Raw genomic sequence first — 23,258 nt, forward strand, 5'->3', positions numbered from 1 at the left:
CCCGCCCTGCCGCCCGCGCCCGCCGCGCTGCCCGCGCCCGCCCTGCCGCCCGCGCCCGGGCCCGCCGCGCCGCCCGCCGTCCCGTCGGTGCTGCCCCCGCTGACCACGCCGCCGGTGACGGCCACGCCGCCGGCCGAGTCCGTCCGGGCCGCACTGCGCGAGCGCCGGTCCGCCGCCTACCGGGCGGCGACGGCCGGCGAGTCGGCGATGCTGCTGCAGACGCTCGCCCAGGAGTGCGTGACGGTGCTCGGCCGGAGCGACCGGGACACCCTGTGCACCTGGCGGGACTTCGCCTGGTACCTCAGCCGGACCGGGGACCTGAACGGCGCCGTCCGGCTGTTGACCGCCCTGGTGGACGACATGCGCGCGGCGCTCGGCCCGGTCGACCCGGACACCCTCGGCGCCCGCTACCACCTGGTCTGGTGCGTCGGCGAGAGCGGTGCGCCGGTCACCGCGATCCGGCTGATGAACGAGCTGCTGCCCGACCTGCACGCCGCCTGGGGCCCGTACGACCCGCGGGTCCTGAAGGCCCGGCACGACCTCGCGCTGCACCGGGCCAACCGGGGCGACCCGCAGGGCGCGGTGCTCCAGCTGCACGGGCTGCTGCCGGACCTCGCCCGGGTGCTGGGCGAGCACCACCCGAGCACCGTGCAGGCCTGGCGGGACCTGGCCGGCTACCAGCAGCAGCTGGCCCAGGCCGGCCGCAAGGGCCCGGGGCAGCGCCGCCGCACGCCGCGGATGAGCCCGATGGAGGCGCTGGTGCTGGTGCGGCGGCTGCGCCTGTGGGACTTCGCCACCGACGAGGAGGCCCGGGCCTGCATGGACGCGCTGGACCGGGGGATCGGCCTGAAGGGCGTCGCGGACGTGGTGTTCGACGCACCGGACCACGTCTCGGACGAGGACCTGGTGGAGGAGATCTTCGGGGCCTGAGCGCCGTCGCCACGGCGCTCAGCCCGCCAGGGCCGGCGCCGGGAGGGCGGCCAGGGCGTGGAGCAGGGCGCGGGCGGCGGCGTCGTTCTGCCGGAAGCCCGGGGCGTTGGTGCGCGGGCGGGCGAAGGCGGCGGCCGCGCGCAGGCTGGTGTGCGGGCCGAGGGCGGTGCGGCGGGGGTGCGGGGCGCCGCCGAGGGCCGGGTCGAGCAGCCGGCTGTCCGCGGGGGTGATGGTGACCAGGCCGGAGCGGTGGGTGTAGTCGGGGTCGGTGACCACCTCCTCGACGATCCGTCCGGTGCGGTGCAGGTCGCGCAGCACCGGATCCAGGGTGCGGGCCAGCGCGTGCTTGGGCAGGTACGCCTCGACCAGCGCCGTGGCGGTGACCCGGTGGCCGGGCACGGTGGCGCCGCCGGCCCGCCAGGTGCCGCTCGCCTCGTCCCGTTCGATCCGCACGTCCGCGCCGAGGAAGCGCACCACCCCGGCCTCGGAGAGGGCGAGCAGCTGGCGCAGCCGGAAGCCGGGCGGGCCGGAGGCGAGGAAGCTGAAGTAGCCGAAGAACCACCCGTCCACCTCCTCGGCGATCGACCGGGCGGTGAGCCGGCCGCTCGCCATCACCCGGGGGAGCTGGCCGAACAGCGAGAGCAGGCCGAGGAAGGCGCCGAGGTCGGCGCTGTGCGCCGGGTCGGCGCGGCGGTCGGCGTCGGCGGTGACGTACTCGCGCAGGTGCGCCTGGAGCTCCTCGTCGGTGCCGAGTTCGAGCCCGGCCAGCGGGTGGTCGAGCCGTTCGAAGTCGATCCGGTCGGCCGGGTCGGGGACGGCCTCGGCGATCAGGGCGGCGAGTTCGGGGCCGTACCAGTGGTGCCGGTCGTAGCGGTGGAGGAACTCCGGCCAGGGCAGGGCGGTGCGCCCGGGGTGGGCGTGGAACAGCTCGTGGTAGTGCCCGAAGGCGATCTCCTTGGCCATCAACGGCCAGAAGTCGCGCCGCAGTTCGAGCTGTCCGCCGGTGGCGAGCACGGTGTTCACGGCGGCCTCGTCGAAGTACCGGGGGAGCGGGGCGGGCGGCCCCTGGAGCCGGTAGCCGGTCTTGGAGTGGTACGGGACGCCGCGCCGGGAGCCGAGGTGGAGCACCGGCTCGCGGCCGGACGGCAGGTAGCGCAGCGCGGGCCCGTCCCCGATCGGCTCGAAGCGGCCGCCGCGGCCCTCGGTGAGCAGCGTGACCAGGTCCACCGAGGCGAGGCCGAGGCCGCGCAGCACCACCTGCTCGCCGGGGGCGAGGGCGGCCAGTTCGGCGGTCACGTCGGCGGAGTGGGCGGGCGGGAGGTGGAAACGGCCGTGCCGGGCGGCGAAGGCGGCGTCGGCGGCGAAGCGCGGGTGCGGGGCCGAGTCGAGGTGGCCGAGGGTGAGCACGACGTGGTCGGCGGTGAGCGTCCGGTCGGTGAGGTGGACGCTCTGCGGGCCGTCGGCCGGGCCCTCGATCCGCCGGACGGTGTCGCGGTGGACGGTGACCGCGATGTGCGCCGGCAGTTCGGCGACGGCGCGGCGGAACACCCAGTCCAGGTAGGCGCTCTGGGCCCGGCGGGTGGGGAAGTCCCCGGGCGCCAGGGTGCGCAGCTCGGCCCGGACGGCCGGGTCGGCGACCTCCCGGTAGGGCGCGAACTCCTCCTGCCGCGCGGCCCATTCGGCGAGCGAGGGGCCGGGGCGGACCGGCCCTTCGAGGGTGGAGCGCTCGTCGGTGAACATGGTGACGTCCTCGGCCATGGAGTTCATCCGTAGCAGCGGGGACTGGTCGTGGCGCCAGATCCGGCCCGCGCCCGGCGGGTACGGGTCGACCAGGTGGATCGCCAACGGGCGCTCTTCGGGCAGGAGTTCGGCCGCGTTGGCGGCGATCCGCTCCAGCAGCCCGGTGCCGCGCGGGCCGGCGCCGACGATGACCAGCGCCGTCATGCCCGCACCACCTTCACGAAGGCCGCGCGGGCCCGCTGCAGCGGGGTGGGCGGCAGGCCGTCGCGGGTGGCGCCCCGGGCGAAGTGCCGTTCCACGTAGTACTGGCCGACGGACAGCAGGGTGGTGACCACCAGGTACCAGATGGTGGCGACCATCAGCATCGGGATGACCCGGTACGACTGGAGGTAGACCAGCTGCACCGAGTAGAGCAGGTCGGAGACGGCCAGCACGCTGACGATGCTGGTGCCCTTGAGCGCGCCGATCAGCATGTTCCCGGCGGTCGGCACGATCGCCCGCATCGCCTGCGGCACCACGATCCGGCGCAGCACCCGCCACCGGCCGAGCCCGAGCGCGGACGCCGCCTCCAGCTGGCCGCGGTCGACGGACAGGATGCCGCCGCGGATCACCTCGGCGGCGTACGCGGTCTCCAGCAGGGTGAGGCCGATGACGGCGGTCAGGGTGGGGCCCATCAGGTTGACGGTCCTGACCGTGACGAACTCGGGGCCGAACGGGACGCCGAGGCCGAGGGTGGGGTAGAGCGCGCCGATGTTGAAGAAGAACAGCAGCTGCACCAGCGGCGGGGTGGAGCGGAACACCCAGATGTAGACCCAGCTCAGCGTGCGCAGCACCGGGTTGGCGGACAGCCGCATGGTGGCGAGGAGGGTGCCGAGCACGAAGCCGAGGGCGAGGGTGACGGCCGTCAGCCAGAGGGTCAGGGCGAGTCCGTCGAGCACGGACCGGGCGGTGAACCAGTCGGCGACCACGCTCCACTGGAAGGCCTTGTTGCGGATCACCGAGTTGACCGCCATCGCGGCCAGCAGCAGGGCGACGGCGGCGGCGGCCCACTGGCCGGGCTTGCGGCGGGCGACGATCCGGGCCTCGGCGGCGGGCGGCGCGTCGGGGCGGTCGAGTGAGGGGGCGGGCAGGACGTCCTGCGGGGTGGCCATGGCGGCGGCTCCTGGGCGGAGTGCGGGCGGGGAGATGTACGGCGGTGGTCACGTACGCGGGCGCGGCCCGTGTCCCTCAACACGGCCGGCGCATTGCACTGCACTCCGCGCCGATCGTACGCATGCGCGATCGACGGCTGTCAAGGGTGATCGGGACGGCGGACGGCCCGGCCGGGGCGCGTCGGAAAAGCGACAGGAGATCGCAACAGTGCGGCAATGATGGATGGTTGACGTACCGATCGGCCGACTGCTCAACTTGAGGCCATGTACGCCGAGCAGCCCCTGGTCAGCCGCGACCACATCGACTTCGGTCGGGTGTGGTCCGCGGCGTGTCGCGGCTGACCCGGCAGCGGGCCGTCCGTCCGGCCTGATCTCCCGGCGGGGAGCCCTCCCTCGGTTCGCCCCGTCGCGGCCCGGATCCGTCGTCGGCGACCGGCGACGCGTCAGGCCTTCGCTGCCGCCGTCGACTTCGCACTGCGCTCCGGCCCCTCCGCACTCCGGTCCTCCCGCACTCCGGCAGTCCCCTCCCGTCGCCGTTTCCACCGTCACGTCCACCGTCACGTGTTCGACGGCCGCCCCGCCGCGGCCGCCTCCGGCGCCCCCGCCTCCGGCCGGGCGGCACCCCCTGCCCACCCGCAGTCCACCGGAGTCCCGCCCACCCGAAAGGTTCCGCCATGCCCGTCGAATTCCTCGGTATCGCCGCCACCGGCGACGGTTCGGAGACCACCGCCCGCACCACCGCCGCCTTCGACCGCGACTACACCCTGCGGCTGGCCCGGGCGCACGAGGACCACGGCTGGGACCGGGTGCTCTTCGCCTACGGGGCCGGCGCCCCGGAGCCGTCGGCCGCGGCGGCCTTCCTCGCCTCGCACCTGGAGCGCCTCCAGATCCTGCTGGCGCACCGGCCGAACGTCTCCTACCCGACCTTCGCGGCCAAGACCTTCGCGACCCTCGACCGGATCAGCGACGGCCGGCTGACCGTGCACTTCATCACCGGCGGCAACGACCACGAGCAGCAGCGCGAGGGCGACTTCCTGACCAAGGACCAGCGCTACGAGCGCACCCGGGAGTACATCGGCATCGTCAAGAAGGCCTGGACCAGCCGGGAGCCCTTCGACCACGAGGGCCCGCACTACCGCTTCGACGACTTCGTCTCGGACGTCTTCCCCGTGCAGCAGCCGCGCCCGGGGGTCTCCTTCGGCGGCTCCTCCGACGCGGCCTACGCGGCCGGCGGCGCCGAGGCGGACGTCTACTGCCTCTGGGGCGAGCCGCTGGCCCGCACCGCCGAGCAGATCGAGCGGGTGAAGGAGGCGGCCCGGGCCGCCGGGCGCACCGACGTGCCGCGGATCCAGGTGGCGTTCCGGCCGATCATCGCGCCGACCGAGGAGCTGGCCTGGGAGAAGGCGCACCGGACGGTGGCCGCGATCCGGGACCGTCGGGGCACCGACCGGGCGGGGACGAACCCGGCGACCGGGACGCGCGAGGCCGGGACGCGCGGGACCGCGGCACCCGAGAACGTCGGCTCCCAGCGGCTGATCGAGATCGCCGAGGCCGGCGAGCGCTACGACCGCGCCCTGTGGACCCCTACCGCCGCGGCCACCGGCGGGGCGGGCAACTCCAACGCGCTGGTCGGCACCCCGGAGACGGTCGCCCAGGCGCTGCTCGACTACTACGACCTCGGCGTGGACATCCTCTCCGCGCGCGGCTACCACCTGCTGGACGACGCGATCGACTTCGGCCGGTACGTCATCCCGATCGTCCGCGAGGAGGTCGCCAAGCGGGACGCCGCCAGGGCCGCCAAGGCCGAGCGGGCCGAGCGCGACCGCCACCAGCTGATCGCGGTGCAGGCGTGAGCGCGGGCGCGGGCCCGGCCGACGGGTGGGAGTTCCGCAGGGTCACGATCGACGATCCGCTGGTCGAGCAGCTGCTGCGCGAGCTCACCCACGAGTACGTCACCCGGTACGGCCCCGAGGCGCACCAGGAGATGACCCGCTACCCGGCCGGGGACTTCGCCGAGCCGCACGGCGTGCTGCTGCTCCTGCTGGAGGACGGCGAACCGGTGGCCGGCGGCGCGTACAAGCGCTACGACGACCGCACCGCCGAGGTGAAGCGGATGTGGACGCACTCCGCGCACCGGCGCCGGGGCCTGGCCCGCCGGGTGCTGGCCGAGCTGGAGCGGACGGCGGCCGCGGCCGGCTACACCCGCTTCCACCTCACCACCGGCCCGCGCCAGCCCGAGGCCAGGAACCTCTACCTGGCGGCCGGCTACACCCCGCTGTTCGACGTCTCCGCCGACCCCCTGACCATCGGGCCGCTCCCCTTCGAGAAGCACCTGCCCGTTCTGACCACGACCTCCTGAAAGGGCCCCTCGTGAGAACCACCACCGTCCGCCGCCGCCTGCTCGCGACCGCCGTCCTGCTGCCGGTCCTGGCCCTGGCCGCCTGCGGCTCGGACCCGAAGATCGCGGGCGCGGCGGCGGGCGGTCCGGCCGCCACCGCCACCGAGGACCTCGTCTCCGGCCTCAGGACCTCGGAGTCCGCCGCCGCGCTGCTGCCCGAGGAGGTCCGCAGGGCCGGCACGCTGAAGTTCGGCTCGGCCTTCGGCGCGCCGCCCAGCGCCTTCTACACCGACCAGGCCGACAGGAAGCCGGCCGGGATCGACGTGGACTTCACCGACGCGGTGGCCAGGCTGCTGGGCCTGACCGTGCAGCGCGAGCAGGCCGCCTTCGAGACCATCCTGCCCGCCCTGGACAGCGGGAAGTACGACGTCGGCACCGGCAACTTCGGGGTCACCGCGGCCCGGCTGAGGACCATCGACTTCGTCACCTACATCGACGACGGCCAGGGGTTCGCGGTGAAGAAGGACAACACCGCGGTCCAGCCGGTCACCGACCTGGTCCAGCTGTGCGGACTGACCATCGGCACCGGCGCCGGCACCACCTTCGAGACCACCCTCAACAGCCGGAAGAACGTCTGCGCCGACGCCGGGAAGAAGCCGTACGAGGTGAAGGCGTTCGGCGAGAGCGGCGCCCTGCTGACCAGCCTCCAGCAGGGCCGGGTGGACATCGAGATGTCCACCATCAACGGCCTGCGCCACCAGGCCGCGCAGGAGGCCTCCGGGACCCGCTTCCTCAACGAGTTCCACCGCCTCGACGTCGGCTTCGCCCTGAAGAAGGGCTCGAAGCTCGCCCCGGCCCTCCAGGCGGCGGTCAACCAGCTGATCAAGGACGGGACGTACGAGCGGATCCTGCGCAAGTGGGGGGTCGCCGAGTCGGCGATCGAGGAATCGCGGATCAGCCCGCCCGAGCACGCCTGAGCGCCGGCCACCGAGGAGACCTCCGATGACCGTCACCACCACCGTCACCACCGTCACCACCGGGACCAGGCCGGCCCCGGCCCCGGCCGCCCCCGACCTCGACGCACTGGCCGGCCTGCGGACCGTGCCCGCCCGCCACCCCTGGCGCTGGGCCGCCGGGATCGCCGCGCTGGTCGTGCTCGCCCAGTTCGCCCACGGCCTGGCCACCAACCCCGGCTGGGACTGGGCCACGTTCCGGCTCTACTTCACCGCCGACACCATCCTCCGGGCGATCGGACGGACCCTCGAACTCACCGCCTACGGCACGGTGCTGGGCTTCGTGCTGGGCACCGCGGTGGCCGCGATGCGGCTGTCCCGCAGCGCGATCCTGCGCTCCATCGCCTGGGCCTACGTGTGGGTGTTCCGCTCGATCCCGCTGATCGTCCAGCTGGTGTTCTGGTTCAACCTCTCCTACCTGTACAAGCGGTTCGGGATCGGCATCCCGTTCGGCCCGACCTTCGGCGAGGTCGAGACGGTCGGGGTGCTCAGCGCGCTCGGTGCGGCGGTGCTCGGCCTGGGACTGCACCAGGCCGCGTTCGCCGCCGAGATCATCCGCGGCGGCATCATCGCGGTGGACGCCGGCCAGCGGGAGGCCGCCGCCGCGCTCGGCATCCCGCGCTGGCGGCAGGGCTGGCGGATCGTGCTGCCGCAGGCGATGCGCGGCATCCTCCCGGCCGCCGCCAACGAGGTGATCTCCCTGCTCAAGGGCACCTCGGTGGTCTACGTGATGGCGATCGGCGAACTCTTCTACCAGGCCCAGGTGGTCTACGGCCGCACCGGCCGGGTGGTGCCGCTGCTGATGGTCGCCACCGTCTGGTACGTGCTGCTGACCACCGCCCTCTCGATCGGCCAGTACTACGTCGAGCGCCACTTCGCCCGCGGCGCCGAGCGCACCCCGCCGCCCACCCCGTGGCAGCGCGTCCGGGCCTTCGCCCGGAGCCTGCCGGACCGCACCCGGCCCGCCGCCGCCCGTACCCCCGGAGGACAGTCGTGACCACGCTGACGAAGCCCGATCCGAACCCTCCCGGCCCGGCCCCGGCCGCCCCGATGGTGCGGGTCCGCGGCCTGCACAAGAGCTTCGGCCGGCTGGAGGTGCTGCGCGGGGTCGACCTGGACGTCCCGGCCGGCTCGGTGACCGTGGTGCTCGGCCCGTCCGGTTCCGGCAAGTCCACCCTGCTGCGGGCGATCAACCACCTGGAGAAGCTGGACCGCGGCCACGTCGCCATCGACGGCGAGCTGATCGGCTACCGCCGCTCCGGCGACCGGCTGTACGAGCTCAAGGAGCGCGAGGTGCTGCGCCAGCGCACCGGCATCGGCTTCGTGTTCCAGAACTTCAACCTGTTCCCGCACCTCACCGTGCTGGAGAACCTCGTCGAGGCGCCGGTCGCCGCGCTGCGCCGCCCGAAGGCCGGGGCCAGGGCGGCGGCGCTGGCGCTGCTGGAGCGGGTCGGGCTGGCCGACAAGGCCGCCGCCTACCCCCGGCAGCTGTCCGGCGGGCAGCAGCAGCGGGTGGCGATCGCCCGGGCGCTGGCGCTGGAGCCCAAGGTGCTGCTGTTCGACGAGCCCACCTCGGCGCTCGACCCGGAGCTGGTCGGCGAGGTGCTGGACGTCATCAAGGACCTCGCCCGCAGCGGCACCACGATGATCGTGGTCACCCACGAGATCGGCTTCGCCCGCGAGGTCGCCGACACCGTGGTCTTCATGGACGGCGGCGTGGTGGTCGAGCAGGGCCCGCCCGCCGAGGTCCTGGACCGGCCGCGGCACGAGCGCACCCGGGCCTTCCTGGCCAAGGTCCTCTGACCCTCCCTTCCCCGAACAACCCCCCTTCACCGAGCAGGAGTTCCGCCATGTCCCTACCCCGTCGCGCCCTCGTGACCGCCGCCGGCGCGCTCGCCGCCGCCCTCGCCCTGGCCGGCTGCGGCGGCTCCGCCACGGGCGCGTCGGCGGAACTCGCCCCGGCCAGGGGCAGCACCGCGCCGGACGGCACGGTGGTGAACCTCTCGCCGGACCAGAACCGGGTCACCACGCCCAAAGTCGACGCGATCGCCGCGCTGGTCCCGGAGGAGATCAGGAAGAAGGGGACGCTGACCGTCGTCGACTCGATCGGCACCACCCCGCCGCTGGACTTCTACGCCAACGACGACCGGACGATCATCGGCGTCGAGCCGGACCTCGCCTCCCTGATCGGCAACGTGCTGGGCCTCAGGGTCGAGTTCAACCCGGTCTCCTGGGAGAACATCTTCGTCGGTCTGGACAGCGGCAAGTACGACGTCGGCGTCTCCAACATCACCGTCACCGAGGCGCGCAAGGAGAAGTACGACTTCGCCACCTACCGGCTGGACGTCCTGGGCTTCGAGGCGAAGAAGGGCGGCGGCCTGAAGGTCACCGGCCCCAAGGACCTCGCGGGCAAGGCGGTCGGCGTCGCCACCGGCACCAACCAGGAGAAGCTGCTGGTCTCCTGGAGCGAGGAGAACGTCAGGAACGGGCTCAAGCCGATCGACATCAAGTACTTCCAGGGCACCGAGTACTACCTGGCGCTCGCCTCCGGCCGGATCGAGGTCTACACCGGCCCCAACCCCAGCCTGGCCTTCCACGCCGTGCAGACCGGCGAGACCGAGGTCGTCGGCACCTACTCGGGCGGCGGCGCGGACGTCCTCGGCAAGATCGCGGCGACCACCCGGAAGGACAACGGGCTGGTCAAGGCGCTGAACGGGGCGATCGACGAACTGATCCGCAACGGCACGTACGGGCAGGTGCTCAAGCGCTGGGGCCTGGACAACGAGGCCGTGCCGAACTCGGAGATCAACCCGCCCGGGCTGCCCAGGCCCAAGCCGTAGGAGGGCCCACCCGGGGACGTTCACCCGTTCGTTCCCGCCCGCCGCTATGGTGACCCCCTCCCGACGGCGAATGCCGGGCGGGCGCGGTCGAGTTGGGGGAGGGCATGGAGAAGGGCGAGGTGCTCGGCGGTCGCTTCCGGCTGGAGCAGAAGCTGGGCAGGGGCGGGTTCGGCGTGGTCTGGCGGGCCACCGACACGACCATCGACCGGGAGGTCGCGGTCAAGGTGCTGCTCGCCGAGCACGCCACCGACCGGGAGGCGGTCAGCCGGTTCGTCCGCGAGGCCCGGACGGCCGGCGGCCTCAACAATCCGCACATCGTGACCGTGTACGACTACGGGTGGACGGAGACCGGCTCCGGGAAGATCCCGTACCTGGTGATGGAGCTGGTCCGCGGCCGGGCGCTGTCCGAGGTGCTCAAGGACGGCCGGCCGGACCACAAGCAGGCGCTGCGCTGGATACGGCACGTGTGCAAGGCACTGGACGCCGCGCACCGCTCGGGGATCGTCCACCGGGACATCAAGCCCGAGAACGTGATGATCGCGCAGGACGGGGAGCGGGCCAAGGTCCTGGACTTCGGCATCGCCCGACTGGTCACCCAGACCGTCCGGCTCACCTCCACCGGCAACGTGGTCGGCACCGTCCCGTACCTGGCGCCCGAGTGCTGGTCCGGCGGCGTGGTGGACGGCCGGGCCGACCTCTACGCGCTCGGCATCATGCTGTACGAGGTCTGCACCGGCGCGCGCCCGTTCCGCGCCGCCTCGGCCGCCGAGTACATGTACCGGCACCTGGAGGAGGTCCCGTCCCGGGTCCGCAGCAAGGACCCCGCGCTGGGCGCGCTGATCGCCGAACTGCTCGCCAAGCGGCCCGAGCAGCGGCCCGCCGGGGCCGCCGAGGTGCTGGAGCGGCTGCGCGTCGTCCGGCCCGGGATGCTGCGCCCGGACGACCCCAGCCCGGAGCAGCTGCGCCGGCGGGCCGACCGGGCCTGGCGGCACGGCGAGGCCGGCGAGTCGGCGGAGGCGGTCGAGATCCTCACCGCGCTCGTGCCCGACTTTGCCCGGATCTGCGGACCGGACGACCCGCGCACCCTGCGCACCTGCCACGACCTGGCCCTCTGGCTGGCCCGGGACGGCAGCCCGGGCGCCGCCGTCGCCCTGCTGGACGAGCTGGCCCAGGTGCCCGGCGCCACCCCGGAGGCCCGGGCGGACGCGCGGCGCGACCTCGCGCACTGGCAGCGGGAGGCCGCCCGGCTCGGCCCGGGCCGGCCGCGGGCGCTGAGCCTGGGGGCGCTGCTCGGCGGCGCGCCGGGCGACTGAGGCGTTCCGCGCGGCCCGGAGTCACCGCCGGCCCGCACTGTCGGCCCGCTCCGTCGACCCGCTCCGCCGACCCGCACTGTCGGCCCGTGGGCCGGACGCCCGCCGGATGTCAACCGTGCGGGCCGCCGAGCCCGGGCCGCGGCCCGGGCGGGAACCGGGAGGATTTCGCCCATCGGGACGGTCTGGTCCGCGACCCGGACGCGTTGGTATACCTCGTTGCCGGACACGGGAGCGGCGTCCGCGCCGCCCCGGTGAGCTGCGACGAAAGGCTGGTGACGGATCGATGAAGCTCCTGCGCGTCGGACCCGCGGGCGCCGAGCGCCCGGTCGTCCTGGGCGAGGACGGCACCGCGTACGACCTCTCGGGGCGGGCCCGCGACCTCGACGGGGCCTTCCTGGCCGGGCTGGACCCGGCCGCGCTGGCCCGGGAGGCGGCCTCCGGCCTCCTGCCGGTGGTGGACCTCGACGGCCTGCGGGTGGGCGCACCGGTGGCCCGGCCGGGCAAGGTGGTCGGCATCGGGCTCAACTACCGCGACCACGCGGCCGAGGCCGGGGCCGCGATCCCGGCCGAGCCGGTGATCTTCCTCAAGCCGAGCTCCACCGTGATCGGCCCGTACGACGAGGTGCTGGTGCCGCGCGGCGGCGAGAAGACCGACTACGAGGCCGAACTGGCCGTCGTGATCGGCCGCACCGCCCGCTACCTGGACTCGCACGCCGAGGCGGCCGGGGTGATCGCCGGCTACACGATCGCCAACGACGTCACCGAGCGGGCCTTCCAGTTCGAGCGCGGCGGCCAGTGGGACAAGGGCAAGTCGGCGGAGACCTTCACCCCGCTCGGGCCCTGGCTGGTCACCGCCGACGAGGTGGCCGACCCGCAGGCGCTGACCCTGCGGCTCTGGGTCAACGGCGAGCAGCGGCAGCACGGCAGCACCGCGGAGATGGTCTTCCCGGTGCTCGAACTGGTCCGCTACGCGAGCCGGTTCATGGTGCTGGAGCCCGGCGACGTGATCATCACCGGCACCCCGGCCGGGGTCACCCTGGGCCGGCCCGGCACGCCGTTCCTCGCCCCGGGCGACGTGGTCGAGATCGAGATCGACGGGCTCGGCCGCCAGCGCCAGGTGCTCGGCAAGGCGTAACGGCCGAGGCCGCCCCGACCCTTGGCACGGGGGTCGGGAGGGCCGCCGCGACCCGGAACCGCGCGCTACGAAGCGCCGCCCAGGACCGCCCGCAGCCGCTCCGCCCGCTGCGGCCGCGGCCCCTCCAGCGCGAGCACCCCCGCCAGCACCTCGGCCGTCTGCGGGTCGTGCAGCGCCGTCGCCGCGGCCATCGCGGTGAACTGGTCCACCAGCCAGTCGCGCAGCTCCGTCACCGGCAGTGCGCGCCCCTCGTCCAGCCAGCTCAGCGACGCGCCCTCGACCACCGCGATCCACGAGCGCACCAGCAGCGTGAGCCGCGGCCCGGCCTCCCGCACGCCCAGGTGCCGCAGCGTGCGCCGCAGCGCCGCCCGCCGGACGTCGTCCACGATCGCCGAGGTGCGGGCCGTCTCCACCACCGAACCGCCGCGCAGCAGCGCCGAGTAGCCCGCGTCGTGCTCGGCCACGAAGGCGAAGTAGCCGTCCAGCACCGACGACAGCTGCTCGGACGGCGTCCCGCGCACCGGCACCGCGAAGCGGCTGGTCAGCTCGTCCGCCGCAGTGCGCAGCGCGGCCTCGTACAACTGCTGCTTGCCGCCCGCGAAGTAGCGGTACACCAGTGGGCGGGAGGCCTCGGCGGCCTCGGCGACGTCGTCGAGGCTCACCTCCTCGGGCGGCCGGGAGGCGAACAGCTCCAGGGCGACCGAGATCAGCTGCTCGCGCCGCTGCTGGACCGGCAGCCGTCGGTAGCCGGTGCGGCGCGGACGCGGCTCGGACGCGGCCGGGACGGGCGCCTGACCTGCCGAGGTGGGGCTGGCTTCCATGGCGGCCAAGCGTAATGGGCGCCGGGCCGATCCGATCCTGTCGCGCCGAACGGATTTTCGCAGGCGAACCCCACTCGCAAAGGGGTTGCAATGCGGCCGCGCCACGAAATGATGTCGGAATGCGTGAAGAACTGATCACCGCCGACGGCGCCACCCCTCGCCGAATCGCCGACGACCACGTCCGCGAACTGGCCGAGCTCGACCCGCTGACCGCGGTGTACCTCGGCCTCAACCTCGATGACGACCGGCTGCCCGACCTCTCCCCGGCCGGCCCCGAGGCCCTGGCCGACCTCGCCCGCCGCACCCTGGCGAAGCTCGACGAGGCCGAGCGGGCCGGCGCGGCCGAGGACGAGGCCGAGCGCCGCTGCGCCCGGCTGCTGCGCGAGCGGCTGTCCGCCGAACTCGCCGTCCACGAGGCCGGGGAGAGCTTCCGCTCGCTGCGCAACCTGGGCTCCCCGGTGCACGACCTGCGGGAGTCCTTCACCCTGATGGGGACCGACACCGAGGCCGAGTGGCAGGTGGTCGGCCGCCGCATGGCGAGGATCCCGGTGGCGTTCGAGCAGTACCGGCGGACGCTGGCCGAGGGCGTCGAGCGCGGCCTGCTGTCCGGCCCGCGCCAGGTGACCACGGTGCTCGGGCAGTTCGCCGAGTGGCTGGGCGAGGACACGCCGGCCGACGAGCGGGTGCCCGGTGCCTGGTTCGGCCAGTTCGTCCAGGGGGCGCCGGAGGCCCTGCGGCCCGAGCTGTCGAAGCACGCGGTGGCCGCCGCCGAGGCGCTGGCCGAGCTGCGCGACTGGCTGCGCGACGTGTACGGTCCGGCCGCGGCCGGCGCTCCGGACACCGCGGGCCGGGAGCGCTACGTCCGCTGGGTGCGCTACTGGACCGGTGCCGACCTGGACCTGGACGAGGCCTACGCCTGGGCGTGGAGCGAGTTCCACGACCTGCTGGCGCAGATGGAGGTCGAGGCCGAGAAGGTCCTGCCGGGCGCGGGCCCGCTGGCGGCGATGCAGTGGCTGGAGACCGACGGCCCGGCCATCGAGGGCGCCGAGACCACCCGGGAGTACCTCCAGGGCCTGATGGACCAGGCCGTCCGGGACCTCCAGGGCACCCACTTCGACCTGGCCGAGCCGGTCACCCGGGTCGAGTCGAGGATCGCCCCGGCCGGCAGCGCCGCCGCGCCGTACTACACCGCGCCCTCGCTGGACTTCAGCCGCCCCGGGCGGACCTGGCTGCCGCTGGTCGGCCGGGACCGCTTCCCGGTCTGGGACCTGGTCTCCACCTGGTACCACGAGGGCGTGCCGGGCCACCACCTCCAGCTCGCGCAGTGGAACTACGTCGCCGACCGGCTCTCCACCTACCAGGTGAGCCTCGGCGGGGTGAGCGCCAACCTGGAGGGCTGGGCGCTGTACGCCGAGCGCCTGATGGACGAGCTCGGCTACCTCACCGACCCGGGCCACCGCCTGGGCTACCTCAACGCGCAGATGATGCGCGCGCTGCGGGTCATCGTCGACATCGGCATGCACGTGGGCCTGGACTTCCCGGCGGACTCCCCGTACAAGCCGGGCGAGCCGGTCGCCCCGGAGGACGCCCGGGAGTTCTTCGGCCTGTACTGCGGCCTGTCCGCCGAGTTCCTGGACAGCGAGCTGGTCCGCTACCTGGGCCTGCCCGGCCAGGCGATCGGCTACAAGCTCGGCGAGCGCGCCTGGCTGCGCGGACGGGCGGCGGCGAAGGCGGCGCACGAGGCGCGCGGCGAGGAGTTCGACCTCAAGGCCTGGCACATGGCGGCGCTCTCGCAGGGCTCGCTGGGCCTGGACGACCTGGTCGAGGAGCTCTCGGCGCTCTGACGGCCGTGCGCCGTCGGGCGCGCGTCGGGCACGGCGCGGCGCCGGCGGTGGCCGCGGGGCCGGGAACCAGGCCCCCGGGACTCGGTCCGGAGTCCCGGGGGCCTGGTTCTTTTGTCCCCCGAGTCCGATTTGGTGAGGTTTTTCCTTGCCATTCGTCCGGAGCGGAGTTTGGCTGGAAGGCGACTGCGTGACCTCTCCGCCCCACTCCGGAAGGCTCGATCAGTGACTGCGCAAACCGTCACCGGTCATGAGGACGCGGACCGCCGCCGCTGGTGGGCGCTGGCCGTCATCGCCACCGCCCAGCTCATGATCGTGCTCGACATCACCATCGTGAACATCGCACTGCCGTCCGCCCAGCGGGACCTGGGCATCTCGGACGCCGACCGGCAGTGGGTGATCACCGCCTACACGCTCGCCTTCGGCGGTCTGCTGCTGCTCGGCGGCCGGCTGGGCGACCTCTTCGGCCGCAAGCGCGTCTTCACCGTCGGCCTGCTGGGCTTCGCCCTCGCCTCCGCCCTCGGCGGCGCGGCGGTCGGGCCGGCCATGCTCTTCGGCGCCCGTGCCCTCCAGGGGGCGTTCGGCGCCCTGCTCGCGCCCTCCGCGCTGGGGCTGCTCTCCACCACCTTCTCCGATCCGCGGGAACGCAGTACGGCCTTCGGCATCTTCGGTGCGATCGCCGGCGGCGGCTCCGCGATCGGCTTCATCGCCGGCGGGCTGCTGACCGAGTACCTGAACTGGCGCTGGTGCCTGTTCGTCAACGTGCCGATCGCCGTCGTCACCGCCTTCGCGGCGTTCAACGTGCTGAAGCGCGACCACGTCGGGAAGGGCCGCCGGATGCCGCTGGACCTGCCCGGGGCACTGCTCGGCTGCGGCGGCCTGCTGGCGATCGTCTACGGCACCTCCGAGGCCGTGAGCCGGGGCTGGGGCGACGGCCTGGTGATCGGCTCGCTGGTCCTGGGCGTGGCGCTGCTCGCGGCCTTCGTGCTGGTCGAACGGCGCACCGCGCACCCGCTGCTGCCGCTGCACATCGTCGCCGACCGCAACCGCGGTGGCGGCGCGCTCTCGGTGGGCCTGGCGATGGTCGGCATGTTCGGCCTGTTCCTGTTCCTGACCTACTACCTGCAGGCCATCAAGCACTTCTCGCCGATCATGTCCGGCCTGTCCTTCCTGCCCATGACGGCCGCCATCGTGCTGAGTTCGACGGGCGTCGCGGCCCGGTTGATGACCAGGGTGCCGTCCCGGAACCTGATCGGCCCGGGGCTGCTGCTCGCCGCGGCCGGGATGGCCTGGCTGACCCAGATGCGGGTGGACAGCGCGTGGGCCGGCATGGTGCTGCCCGCCGAGCTGCTGCTCGGCTTCGGCATGGGCCTGGTGTTCATGCCGGCGATGAGCCTGGCCACCCTCGGGGTCGCCCCGAACGAGACCGGCGCGGCCTCGGCCACCATCAACTCGGCCCAGCAGGTGGGCGGCTCGGTCGGCACGGCGCTGCTGAACACGATCGCGGCGAGTGCCACCGCGAGCTTCCTGGCCACCCGGATCGCCTCCGACCCGGCGGTGCGGGCCGAGGGCGCGGTGCACGGCTACGTGGTCGCGACCTGGGTGGCGATGGGCGTCCTGCTGGCGGCCGCGCTGGTCGCGGTGCTGATGATCAACCACCGGCCGGCGCCCGGTGAGGCCACCGCCGTCGAGGGCGGCGCCTCCGGGGCGGAGGCGCCGGCTGCGGCCGTACCGGCCGGGGACGGTCGTCCGACGGGCCTGCGGGCGGCGGCCGCGGCCGATGTCAGGGCCAACGTCCGCCCCGCGGGCGAGGGGCGGACGGAGGCCGGGGCGGAGACCGGAGCGGAGCGGCCGTCGATCGATTGAAATTTGCAGCAAGGTCTTGCAGTCAACCTCCGGCGCCTGCTTGACTCCTGGCCACCGTCCAGGGATCAAGGAGGCGCCGCCGTGCTGTCCGAGAACGTGCCGCCCGAGAACGTGCCGCCCGGAGCCGCGCAGCCCGAGTTCGACCTGCTCGTCGTCGGCGGCGCCGGCGTGGACACCATCGTCCGGGTCGAGCGGCTGGAGATCCCGCCCGGCGACTCGCAGCTCGTCGAACCGGTGCGGGACTACGTCGGCCACACCGGCAACGGCGTCGCCCTCGGCGCCCACCACCTCGGCCTGCGCACCGCGTTCATCGACTTCCTCGGCGACGACGCCCAGGGCGACCTGATCCGCGCCCACTACGCGCGCCACGGCCTGCACTTCGCGCACCTGGTGAGCCCGCACGGCACCCCGCGCGGGGTCAACCTGGTGGACGCGGCCGGCCGCCGGTTCTCCTTCTTCGACGCCCGCCACCCCGCCGACCTGCGGCTGCCGCGCGACCTCTACCTGCCGTACGCCGAGCGCAGCCGGCACGTCCACCTGTCCATCACCGGCGTCAACCGGGACATGTACGGCGACCTCCACCGCCTCGGCCGCACCACCTCCACCGACCTGCACGACTGGGACGGCGTCGACCCGTACCGCCGCGCGTACGCGCTCGGCTCCGACCTGGTCTTCCTCTCCGCGGCCGGCTGCCCCGGCCGGCACGAGGAGGTGATGCGCGCGATCCTCGCCGAGGGGCGCGCGCGGGTGGTCGTCGCCACCGCCGGTGCCGGGGGCTGCCACCTGCTCACCCGGGACGACCCCGCGCCCCGCCACCTGCCGGCCGTCGACCCGGGCCGCCCGGTGGTGGACAGCAACGGCGCCGGGGACGCCTTCGTGTCGGGCTTCCTGTACGCCTGGTTCCAGGGCCGTTCGCCGCTGGACTGCGCCCGGGCCGGTACGGTGGCCGGGGCCTTCGCCTGCACCGCCGCCGGGACGCACACCGCCTTCGTCGGAGCCGCCGAACTGGATGCGGTGCTCGCCGGCCCGTGACGCCGGGGGGTGCGGCCGGGTGGCGGGTTTCTCATCGAGCTCCAAGGAGCCGGTCACGCCCCTACCAGGCTGAGGCGGCATAGTCGTTGACCGAACGCCGCCCCCGATCGCCCCGGCAGGAGAAACAGGCATGGGCAAGCACAGCCGCCAGAGGTCGCGCCGCCGCAGACTCCTGGCCCCGTCCCTGTTCACCGTGCTGTCCGCGGTGGCGGTCGCCGCCCTGCTGAGCGGGACGCACGGGCTGGACCTGTCGGACGCGACGGCCGCCGGGAAGGCGGCCCGCAGCACCCGTGCCGCCACCGTGCCCGCCCCGGCCACCGATCCGGCGGCGGCCACCCAGGTCGCGGCCCCCGCGTCCTCCACGCCCGCGCCCGCGACCCCGACCGCCGCCCCGCCGCCGGTCGACCCCTCCACCGCGGCCGCCACCTCCGCCGCTCCCGCCGCCTCCGACGTCGCCCTCGGCACCACCGGCCCGGCCCCGGCCGGCGACCGTGAAGCCGGGACCGTCGGCGCGCTGTTCGGCGGCGCGTTGGCGGCCGGCAACCACTTCTGCACCGCCAGCGTGCTGCACAGCGCCACCGCCAACCTGCTGCTGACCGCCGCGCACTGCCTCAGCAGCACCGACGGCGTCACCTTCGCCCCCGGCTACCGCGACGGCTCCGCCCCGTACGGCACCTGGCAGGTGACCGCGATCCACACCACCGCCGGCTGGGCCCAGAAGGGCGACGCGGACGAGGACTTCGCGATCCTGGAGACGGCCCCCAGCAACGGCCGCAACGTCGAGGACGTGGTCGGCGGCAACCGGCTGGGCGCCGACGAGCCGTTCGACGCCACCGTCCGGCTCTACGGCTACCCCGCCGACTCCGAGACGCCCCTGCTGTGCACCAACGCCACCGGGCAGCAGAGCGCCTACCAGCGGGTGGTGCACTGCCCGGCCTATCCGTCCGGCACCAGCGGCGGCCCCTGGATCAACACCGCCACCGGTGACGTGATCGGCGCGATCGGCGGCTACCAGCAGGGCGGCGACACCGACGACGTCTCCTACAGCGCCTACTTCGACCACACCATCGCGGACCTGTACGCCCGGGCGGAGGCGGCCGCCTCCTGAGCCCGTCGGGCCCGGTTCCGCGCCGGGCCCGGTCCGGCCCGGCCCGGCCCGGCCTGGAACACGACAAAGGCCCAGATCGTGGATCAACTCCACTGATCTGGGCCCTGGTTACACTCTCGCAATCACTGCGTGAGTGCCCCCGGTAGGATTCGAACCTACGCACCCGCCTCCGGAGGGCGGTGCTCTATCCCCTGAGCTACGGGGGCCTGTTGGCCTGTCGGTCGCTCGCGCTTCCGACGTGGAGAACACTACCAGGCTTCGGACGCGGCCCGTGCACGGGTTTCCCCGAAGATCGTCGCGGCGGCCCCGGCGGGCGGGGGAGCGGAAGTGCCCAAAGGCCGGACGGGGCGGCGGGGCCGCCGATACCCTCGGTGAGGTGTCGGGAGTGTCCGGGCGGGTCCTCGTGGTGGACGACAGCGAGGTGATCCGCCAGCTGATCAGGGTCAACCTGGAGCTCGAAGGCTTCGAGGTGGTGACCGCCGCCGACGGCGCCGAGTGCCTGGAGGTCATCCGCCGGGTGCAGCCGGACGTGGTGACGCTGGACGTGGTGATGCCGCGGCTGGACGGCCTGCGGACGGCGGCCCGGCTGCGCGCCACCCCGGACACCAGCCGGCTGCCGATCGCGATCGTGAGCGCCTGCACCCCGGCGGACCTCGACCTGGGGGAGACGGTCGGGGTGGACGGCTACCTCGGCAAGCCCTTCGATCCGGCCGACCTGGTGGCCCTGGTGCGACGCCTGATGCGGCTCACCGGGCACCCCGGCGGGCCGCTCGGCGAGCAGGGCGGCGCAGAGGACGGCGAGCAGGCCGGCGACAGGGCCGGTGAAGCCGCCGCCGCAGTTCGCCCTGAGCGAACAGAGCGCACCGAGCGCGGCTGAGACCCCGTAACGACGGCACTCCGGCGTCTCAACCGGTAAACCGAGTGGCGGGCGGGCACCCCGTCTCGCCTACGCTTGGCGTCGTGACCCCCGCAGACCTTTCCCAGGCAATCCAGGCCGCAGTGAGCTCCGCCGTCGAGGCGGGCGAGCTGGCCGTCGCCGTGCCCGAGCACGTGACGGTCGACCGGCCCAAGAACCGGGACCACGGCGACTACGCGACGAACGTGGCCCTCCAGCTCGCCAAGGCGGCCGGCAAGCCGCCGCGAGCCATTGCCGAGCTGCTGGTCGAGCGACTGCGAGGGATCACCGGCGTCGCCAAGGTCGACATCGCCGGTCCGGGCTTCCTGAACATCACCCTGGACACCGCCACCGCCGGTGCGCTGGCGCGCACCATCGTCGAGGCGGGCGAGGCCTACGGCCGCAACGACGCCCTCGGCGGCCTGAAGATCAACCTGGAGTTCGTCTCCGCCAACCCGACCGGCCCGATCCACATCGGCGGCGTCCGCTGGGCCGCCGTCGGCGACTCGCTGGCGCGCGTGCTGCGGGCCTCCGGCGCCGACGTCACCACCGAGTACTACCTCAACGACGCCGGTGTGCAGATCACCAAGTTCGCCGCCTCGCTGCAGGCCGCCGCGAACGGCCGCGAGGTGCCCGAGGGCGGGTACGTCGGCGAGTACATCGTCGACATCGCCAAGGCGCTCACCGACGCGGTCCCGGGCGTGCTCGACCTGCCCGAGGACGAGCAGCTGCAGGTCTTCCGCACCGAGGGCCTCAAGCTCATGGTGTCCGAGATCCAGCGCTCGATGGACGAGTTCGGCACCCACTTCGACGTGTGGTTCTCGGAGAAGACGCTGCACGACTCCGGCGCGGTCGAGAAGGCCATCGACCGGCTGCGCGAGCAGGGCCACGTCTTCGAGCAGGACGGCGCGGTCTTCCTGCGCACCACCGACTTCGGTGACGACAAGGACCGCGTCCTGATCAAGGCCGACGGCGACAAGACCTACTTCGCCGCCGACGCCGCGTACTACCTGTCCAAGCGGGACCGCGGCGCCGAGGTCGCGCTCTACATGCTGGGCGCCGACCACCACGGGTACGTCAACCGCCTCAAGGCCATCTCGGCCTGCGCGGGCGACGACATGAACCGCAACATCGAGGTGAAGATCGGCCAGTTCGTGAAGATGCTTCGCGACGGCGAAGAGGTCCGCATGTCCAAGCGGGCCGGCAACATCATCACGATCGACGACGTGGTCGAGTGGATCGGCGTGGACGCCGCCCGCTACACCCTGGCGCGCTCCTCCACGGACTCGACGATCACGCTGGACATCAACCTGCTGACCAGCCAGACCAACGAGAACCCGGTCTTCTACGTCCAGTACGCGCACACCCGGATGTGCGGCGTGGCGCGCAAGGCCGCCGAGCTGGGCGTGGACAAGGGCACGGTCGAGCAGTTCAAGCCCGAGCTGCTCGCCACCGAGTGGGAGTCCGACGTGCTCGGCCACCTCGCGGAGTTCCCGCGGGTGCTGGCCACGGCCGGCGAGCTGCGCGAGCCGCACCGGGTCGCCGTGTACCTGGAGAAGCTCGCGGGCAAATACCACCGCCTGTACGAGAACTGCATGTTCCTGCCCAAGGGCGACGAGGAGCTCAACGACACGCACCGCGCCCGCCTCTGGCTGGTCGAGGCGACGCGCACCGTGCTCGCCAACGGCCTCACGCTCCTGGGCGTGACGGCGCCCGAGCGGATGTAGGCACCACCCCCAAGCGCACAGCGGGGGCGGCTGACGGTCAACGGGGACCGTCGCCGCCCCTCGCCATAGGTCTCGAAGGATCTACGAAGATGAGCCGCTCCGCACACCCGGCAGGCCCCCGCCACGGCGACGTCCTGCCCGAGGGCCACTACCAGGCCCCGCCCGCCGACCTGAACGCGCTCGACCCCAAGGTCTGGTCGCGCACCGTCGCCCGCGACGCCGAGGGCGTGGCCACCGTCGGCGGCGTCGACGTCAAGCGGCTGGCGGCCGAGTTCGGCACCCCCGCCTACGTGCTGGACGAGGAGGACTTCCGCTCCCGGGCGCGCGCCTGGCGGGACGCCTTCGGCACCGAGGCGGACGTCTACTACGCCGGCAAGGCGTTCCTCTCCAAGGCCGTCGTGCGCTGGCTGCACGAGGAGGGCCTCAACCTCGACGTGTGCAGCGCGGGCGAGCTGGCGGTCGCGCTGGCCGCCGGGATGCCGCCGCGGCGGATCGCGCTGCACGGCAACAACAAGTCGGCGGACGAGCTCGAACACGCGGTGAGGACCGGCGTCGGGCACATCGTGGTCGACTCCTACGACGAGATCGAGCGCCTGGCCGCGATCGCCGCCCGCCGGGGCGTGCGCCAGCAGGTGCTGATCCGGATCACCGTCGGCGTCGAGGCGCACACCCACGAGTTCATCGCCACCGCGCACGAGGACCAGAAGTTCGGCCTGTCCCTCACCGGGGGCGCGGCCGCCGAGGCGGTGCGCCGGGTGCTCGGCCACGACAGCCTGGAACTGCGCGGCATCCACTCGCACATCGGCTCGCAGATCTTCGACATGGCCGGCTTCGAGGTGGCCGCCCGCCGGGTGGTCGGCCTGCTGGCCGGGATCCGCGACGAGCACGGCGTCGAGCTGCCCGAGATCGACCTCGGCGGCGGCCTCGGCATCGCGTACACCAGCGAGGACGACCCGCGCGAGCCGGCCGAGATCGCGGCCGCGCTGGCCGACATCGTCCGCCGCGAGTGCGCCGCCGCGAACCTGGACACCCCCCGGCTGAGCGTGGAGCCGGGCCGGGCGATCGTGGGCCCGACGGCGTTCACGCTGTACGAGGTCGGCACCGTCAAGCCGCTGGAGGGCCTGCGCACCTACGTCAGCGTGGACGGCGGGATGTCCGACAACATCCGCACCGCGCTGTACGACGCCGAGTACTCGGTGGCCCTGGTGTCGCGCACCAGCGACGCCGAGCCGATGCTGGTGCGGGTGGTCGGCAAGCACTGCGAGTCCGGCGACATCGTCGTCCGGGACGCCTTCCTGCCGGCCGACCTGGCCGCCGGCGACCTGATCGCGGTGCCCGCCACCGGCGCCTACTGCCGTTCGATGGCGAGCAATTACAACCACGCCCTCAAGCCCCCCGTGCTCGCCGTCAAGGACGGTGCGGCGCGGGTGATCGTCCGGCGCGAGACGGAGGAGGATCTCCTGCGTCTGGATATCGGATGACGAAATCCTTGTCTCAGATCATGGAAC

The 23,258-nt window shown here is 73.7% G+C and carries 18 protein-coding genes, 1 tRNA gene and 1 pseudogene; 16 read left to right on the forward strand and 4 right to left on the reverse strand.

The window, feature by feature from the left end; all coding sequences use genetic code 11:
* A pseudogene (locus ACFVGO_RS05530) lies at positions 1 to 930 on the forward strand (hypothetical protein); the annotation flags it as partial.
* Positions 931 to 948: 18 nt separating this feature from the next.
* Here ACFVGO_RS05530 and ACFVGO_RS05535 read toward each other — a convergent pair.
* Both ACFVGO_RS05535 and ACFVGO_RS05540 read right to left on the reverse strand, forming a co-directional pair.
* On the reverse strand, positions 949 to 2,874 hold the full coding sequence (locus ACFVGO_RS05535; protein ID WP_380348642.1) for an FAD/NAD(P)-binding protein: 1,926 nt from the start codon (positions 2,872 to 2,874) through the stop codon (positions 949 to 951).
* Entirely contained in the window at positions 2,871 to 3,821 is a 951-nt protein-coding gene (locus tag ACFVGO_RS05540) for an amino acid ABC transporter permease (protein WP_359900010.1), read from the reverse strand. The genes ACFVGO_RS05535 and ACFVGO_RS05540 overlap by 4 nt, the downstream gene beginning before the upstream one ends.
* 674 nt (positions 3,822 to 4,495) lie before the next feature.
* Here ACFVGO_RS05540 and ACFVGO_RS05545 point away from each other — a divergent pair.
* The 8 genes from ACFVGO_RS05545 to ACFVGO_RS05580 all read left to right on the forward strand — a co-directional run bounded on the left by ACFVGO_RS05545 (position 4,496) and on the right by ACFVGO_RS05580 (position 12,460).
* Positions 4,496 to 5,674 (forward strand): LLM class flavin-dependent oxidoreductase, encoded by a 1,179-nt coding sequence (locus tag ACFVGO_RS05545; RefSeq protein WP_380348644.1) that lies wholly within the window; start codon positions 4,496 to 4,498, stop codon positions 5,672 to 5,674.
* On the forward strand, positions 5,671 to 6,180 hold the full coding sequence (locus tag ACFVGO_RS05550) for a GNAT family N-acetyltransferase (protein WP_380630915.1): 510 nt from the start codon (positions 5,671 to 5,673) through the stop codon (positions 6,178 to 6,180). The genes ACFVGO_RS05545 and ACFVGO_RS05550 overlap by 4 nt, the downstream gene beginning before the upstream one ends.
* Positions 6,181 to 6,191: 11 nt before the next feature.
* Positions 6,192 to 7,136, forward strand: a complete 945-nt coding sequence (locus tag ACFVGO_RS05555; protein WP_359900004.1) for an ABC transporter substrate-binding protein — start codon at positions 6,192 to 6,194, stop codon at positions 7,134 to 7,136.
* A 25-nt stretch (positions 7,137 to 7,161) separates the two neighbouring features.
* Positions 7,162 to 8,169, forward strand: a complete 1,008-nt coding sequence (locus ACFVGO_RS05560; protein WP_380630916.1) for an amino acid ABC transporter permease — start codon at positions 7,162 to 7,164, stop codon at positions 8,167 to 8,169.
* 53 nt (positions 8,170 to 8,222) lie between these two features.
* Positions 8,223 to 8,975, forward strand: coding sequence for an amino acid ABC transporter ATP-binding protein (locus ACFVGO_RS05565; RefSeq protein ID WP_359900028.1), 753 nt, complete (start codon positions 8,223 to 8,225; stop codon positions 8,973 to 8,975).
* A 47-nt stretch (positions 8,976 to 9,022) separates the two neighbouring features.
* Positions 9,023 to 10,012, forward strand: a complete 990-nt coding sequence (locus tag ACFVGO_RS05570) for an ABC transporter substrate-binding protein (protein ID WP_359900001.1) — start codon at positions 9,023 to 9,025, stop codon at positions 10,010 to 10,012.
* Between the two features lie 104 nt (positions 10,013 to 10,116).
* Entirely contained in the window at positions 10,117 to 11,325 is a 1,209-nt protein-coding gene (locus ACFVGO_RS05575) for a serine/threonine-protein kinase (RefSeq protein WP_359899999.1), read from the forward strand.
* Positions 11,326 to 11,608: 283 nt separating this feature from the next.
* Complete coding sequence (locus ACFVGO_RS05580; protein WP_380630917.1) at positions 11,609 to 12,460, forward strand: fumarylacetoacetate hydrolase family protein; 852 nt, start codon at positions 11,609 to 11,611, stop codon at positions 12,458 to 12,460.
* A 65-nt stretch (positions 12,461 to 12,525) separates the two neighbouring features.
* Here the strand turns inward: ACFVGO_RS05580 and ACFVGO_RS05585 are convergent, their stop codons facing one another.
* Positions 12,526 to 13,281, reverse strand: coding sequence for a TetR/AcrR family transcriptional regulator (locus ACFVGO_RS05585; protein ID WP_359899995.1), 756 nt, complete (start codon positions 13,279 to 13,281; stop codon positions 12,526 to 12,528).
* A 119-nt stretch (positions 13,282 to 13,400) separates the two neighbouring features.
* Between ACFVGO_RS05585 and ACFVGO_RS05590 the strand changes: the two genes are divergently transcribed.
* From ACFVGO_RS05590 to ACFVGO_RS05605, 4 genes are all read left to right on the forward strand, one after another.
* Positions 13,401 to 15,125: a DUF885 domain-containing protein gene (locus tag ACFVGO_RS05590; RefSeq protein WP_380630918.1), complete on the forward strand. Its 1,725-nt coding sequence runs from the start codon at positions 13,401 to 13,403 to the stop codon at positions 15,123 to 15,125.
* A 222-nt stretch (positions 15,126 to 15,347) separates the two neighbouring features.
* On the forward strand, positions 15,348 to 16,988 hold the full coding sequence (locus ACFVGO_RS05595) for an MFS transporter (protein WP_380630919.1): 1,641 nt from the start codon (positions 15,348 to 15,350) through the stop codon (positions 16,986 to 16,988).
* An 81-nt stretch (positions 16,989 to 17,069) separates the two neighbouring features.
* Entirely contained in the window at positions 17,070 to 18,020 is a 951-nt protein-coding gene (locus ACFVGO_RS05600) for a carbohydrate kinase family protein (protein WP_380630920.1), read from the forward strand.
* A 130-nt stretch (positions 18,021 to 18,150) separates the two neighbouring features.
* Positions 18,151 to 19,128, forward strand: a complete 978-nt coding sequence (locus ACFVGO_RS05605; RefSeq protein WP_380630921.1) for a trypsin-like serine peptidase — start codon at positions 18,151 to 18,153, stop codon at positions 19,126 to 19,128.
* Between the two features lie 134 nt (positions 19,129 to 19,262).
* On the opposite strand, the gene ACFVGO_RS05610 is transcribed toward ACFVGO_RS05605, so the two are convergent.
* Positions 19,263 to 19,334, reverse strand: a tRNA-Arg gene (locus tag ACFVGO_RS05610).
* Between the two features lie 179 nt (positions 19,335 to 19,513).
* Here ACFVGO_RS05610 and ACFVGO_RS05615 point away from each other — a divergent pair.
* From ACFVGO_RS05615 to lysA, 3 genes are all read left to right on the forward strand, one after another.
* The gene (locus ACFVGO_RS05615; RefSeq protein ID WP_359900026.1) at positions 19,514 to 20,005 is read left to right on the forward strand and encodes a response regulator; all 492 of its coding nucleotides are present in this window, start codon (positions 19,514 to 19,516) and stop codon (positions 20,003 to 20,005) included.
* Positions 20,006 to 20,088: 83 nt separating this feature from the next.
* A complete protein-coding gene (gene argS / locus ACFVGO_RS05620) occupies positions 20,089 to 21,750 on the forward strand; it encodes an arginine--tRNA ligase (protein ID WP_359899985.1) in 1,662 nt (553 codons plus the stop codon).
* An 89-nt stretch (positions 21,751 to 21,839) separates the two neighbouring features.
* A complete protein-coding gene (gene lysA, locus ACFVGO_RS05625) occupies positions 21,840 to 23,231 on the forward strand; it encodes a diaminopimelate decarboxylase (protein WP_359899983.1) in 1,392 nt (463 codons plus the stop codon).
* The last annotated feature ends 27 nt before the right edge of the window (positions 23,232 to 23,258 follow it).

Origin of the sequence: Kitasatospora sp. NPDC057738, assembly GCF_042798815.1 — a bacterium.
Classification (GTDB): Bacteria; Actinomycetota; Actinomycetes; order Streptomycetales; family Streptomycetaceae; genus Kitasatospora; species Kitasatospora lactacystinica.

Bases quoted from the DNA above. Each gene is read 5' to 3' on its own strand.
- ACFVGO_RS05535 (WP_380348642.1), bottom strand. From the start codon at position 2,874: ATGACGGCGCTGGTCATCGTCGGCGCCGGCCCGCGCGGCACCGGGCTG.
- ACFVGO_RS05540 (WP_359900010.1), bottom strand. From the start codon at position 3,821: ATGGCCACCCCGCAGGACGTCCTGCCCGCCCCCTCACTCGACCGCCCC.
- ACFVGO_RS05545 (WP_380348644.1), top strand. From the start codon at position 4,496: ATGCCCGTCGAATTCCTCGGTATCGCCGCCACCGGCGACGGTTCGGAG.
- ACFVGO_RS05560 (WP_380630916.1), top strand. From the start codon at position 7,162: ATGACCGTCACCACCACCGTCACCACCGTCACCACCGGGACCAGGCCG.
- ACFVGO_RS05565 (WP_359900028.1), top strand. From the start codon at position 8,223: ATGGTGCGGGTCCGCGGCCTGCACAAGAGCTTCGGCCGGCTGGAGGTG.
- ACFVGO_RS05570 (WP_359900001.1), top strand. From the start codon at position 9,023: ATGTCCCTACCCCGTCGCGCCCTCGTGACCGCCGCCGGCGCGCTCGCC.
- ACFVGO_RS05575 (WP_359899999.1), top strand. From the start codon at position 10,117: ATGGAGAAGGGCGAGGTGCTCGGCGGTCGCTTCCGGCTGGAGCAGAAG.
- ACFVGO_RS05580 (WP_380630917.1), top strand. From the start codon at position 11,609: ATGAAGCTCCTGCGCGTCGGACCCGCGGGCGCCGAGCGCCCGGTCGTC.
- ACFVGO_RS05585 (WP_359899995.1), bottom strand. From the start codon at position 13,281: ATGGAAGCCAGCCCCACCTCGGCAGGTCAGGCGCCCGTCCCGGCCGCG.
- ACFVGO_RS05590 (WP_380630918.1), top strand. From the start codon at position 13,401: ATGCGTGAAGAACTGATCACCGCCGACGGCGCCACCCCTCGCCGAATC.
- ACFVGO_RS05605 (WP_380630921.1), top strand. From the start codon at position 18,151: ATGGGCAAGCACAGCCGCCAGAGGTCGCGCCGCCGCAGACTCCTGGCC.
- lysA (WP_359899983.1), top strand. From the start codon at position 21,840: ATGAGCCGCTCCGCACACCCGGCAGGCCCCCGCCACGGCGACGTCCTG.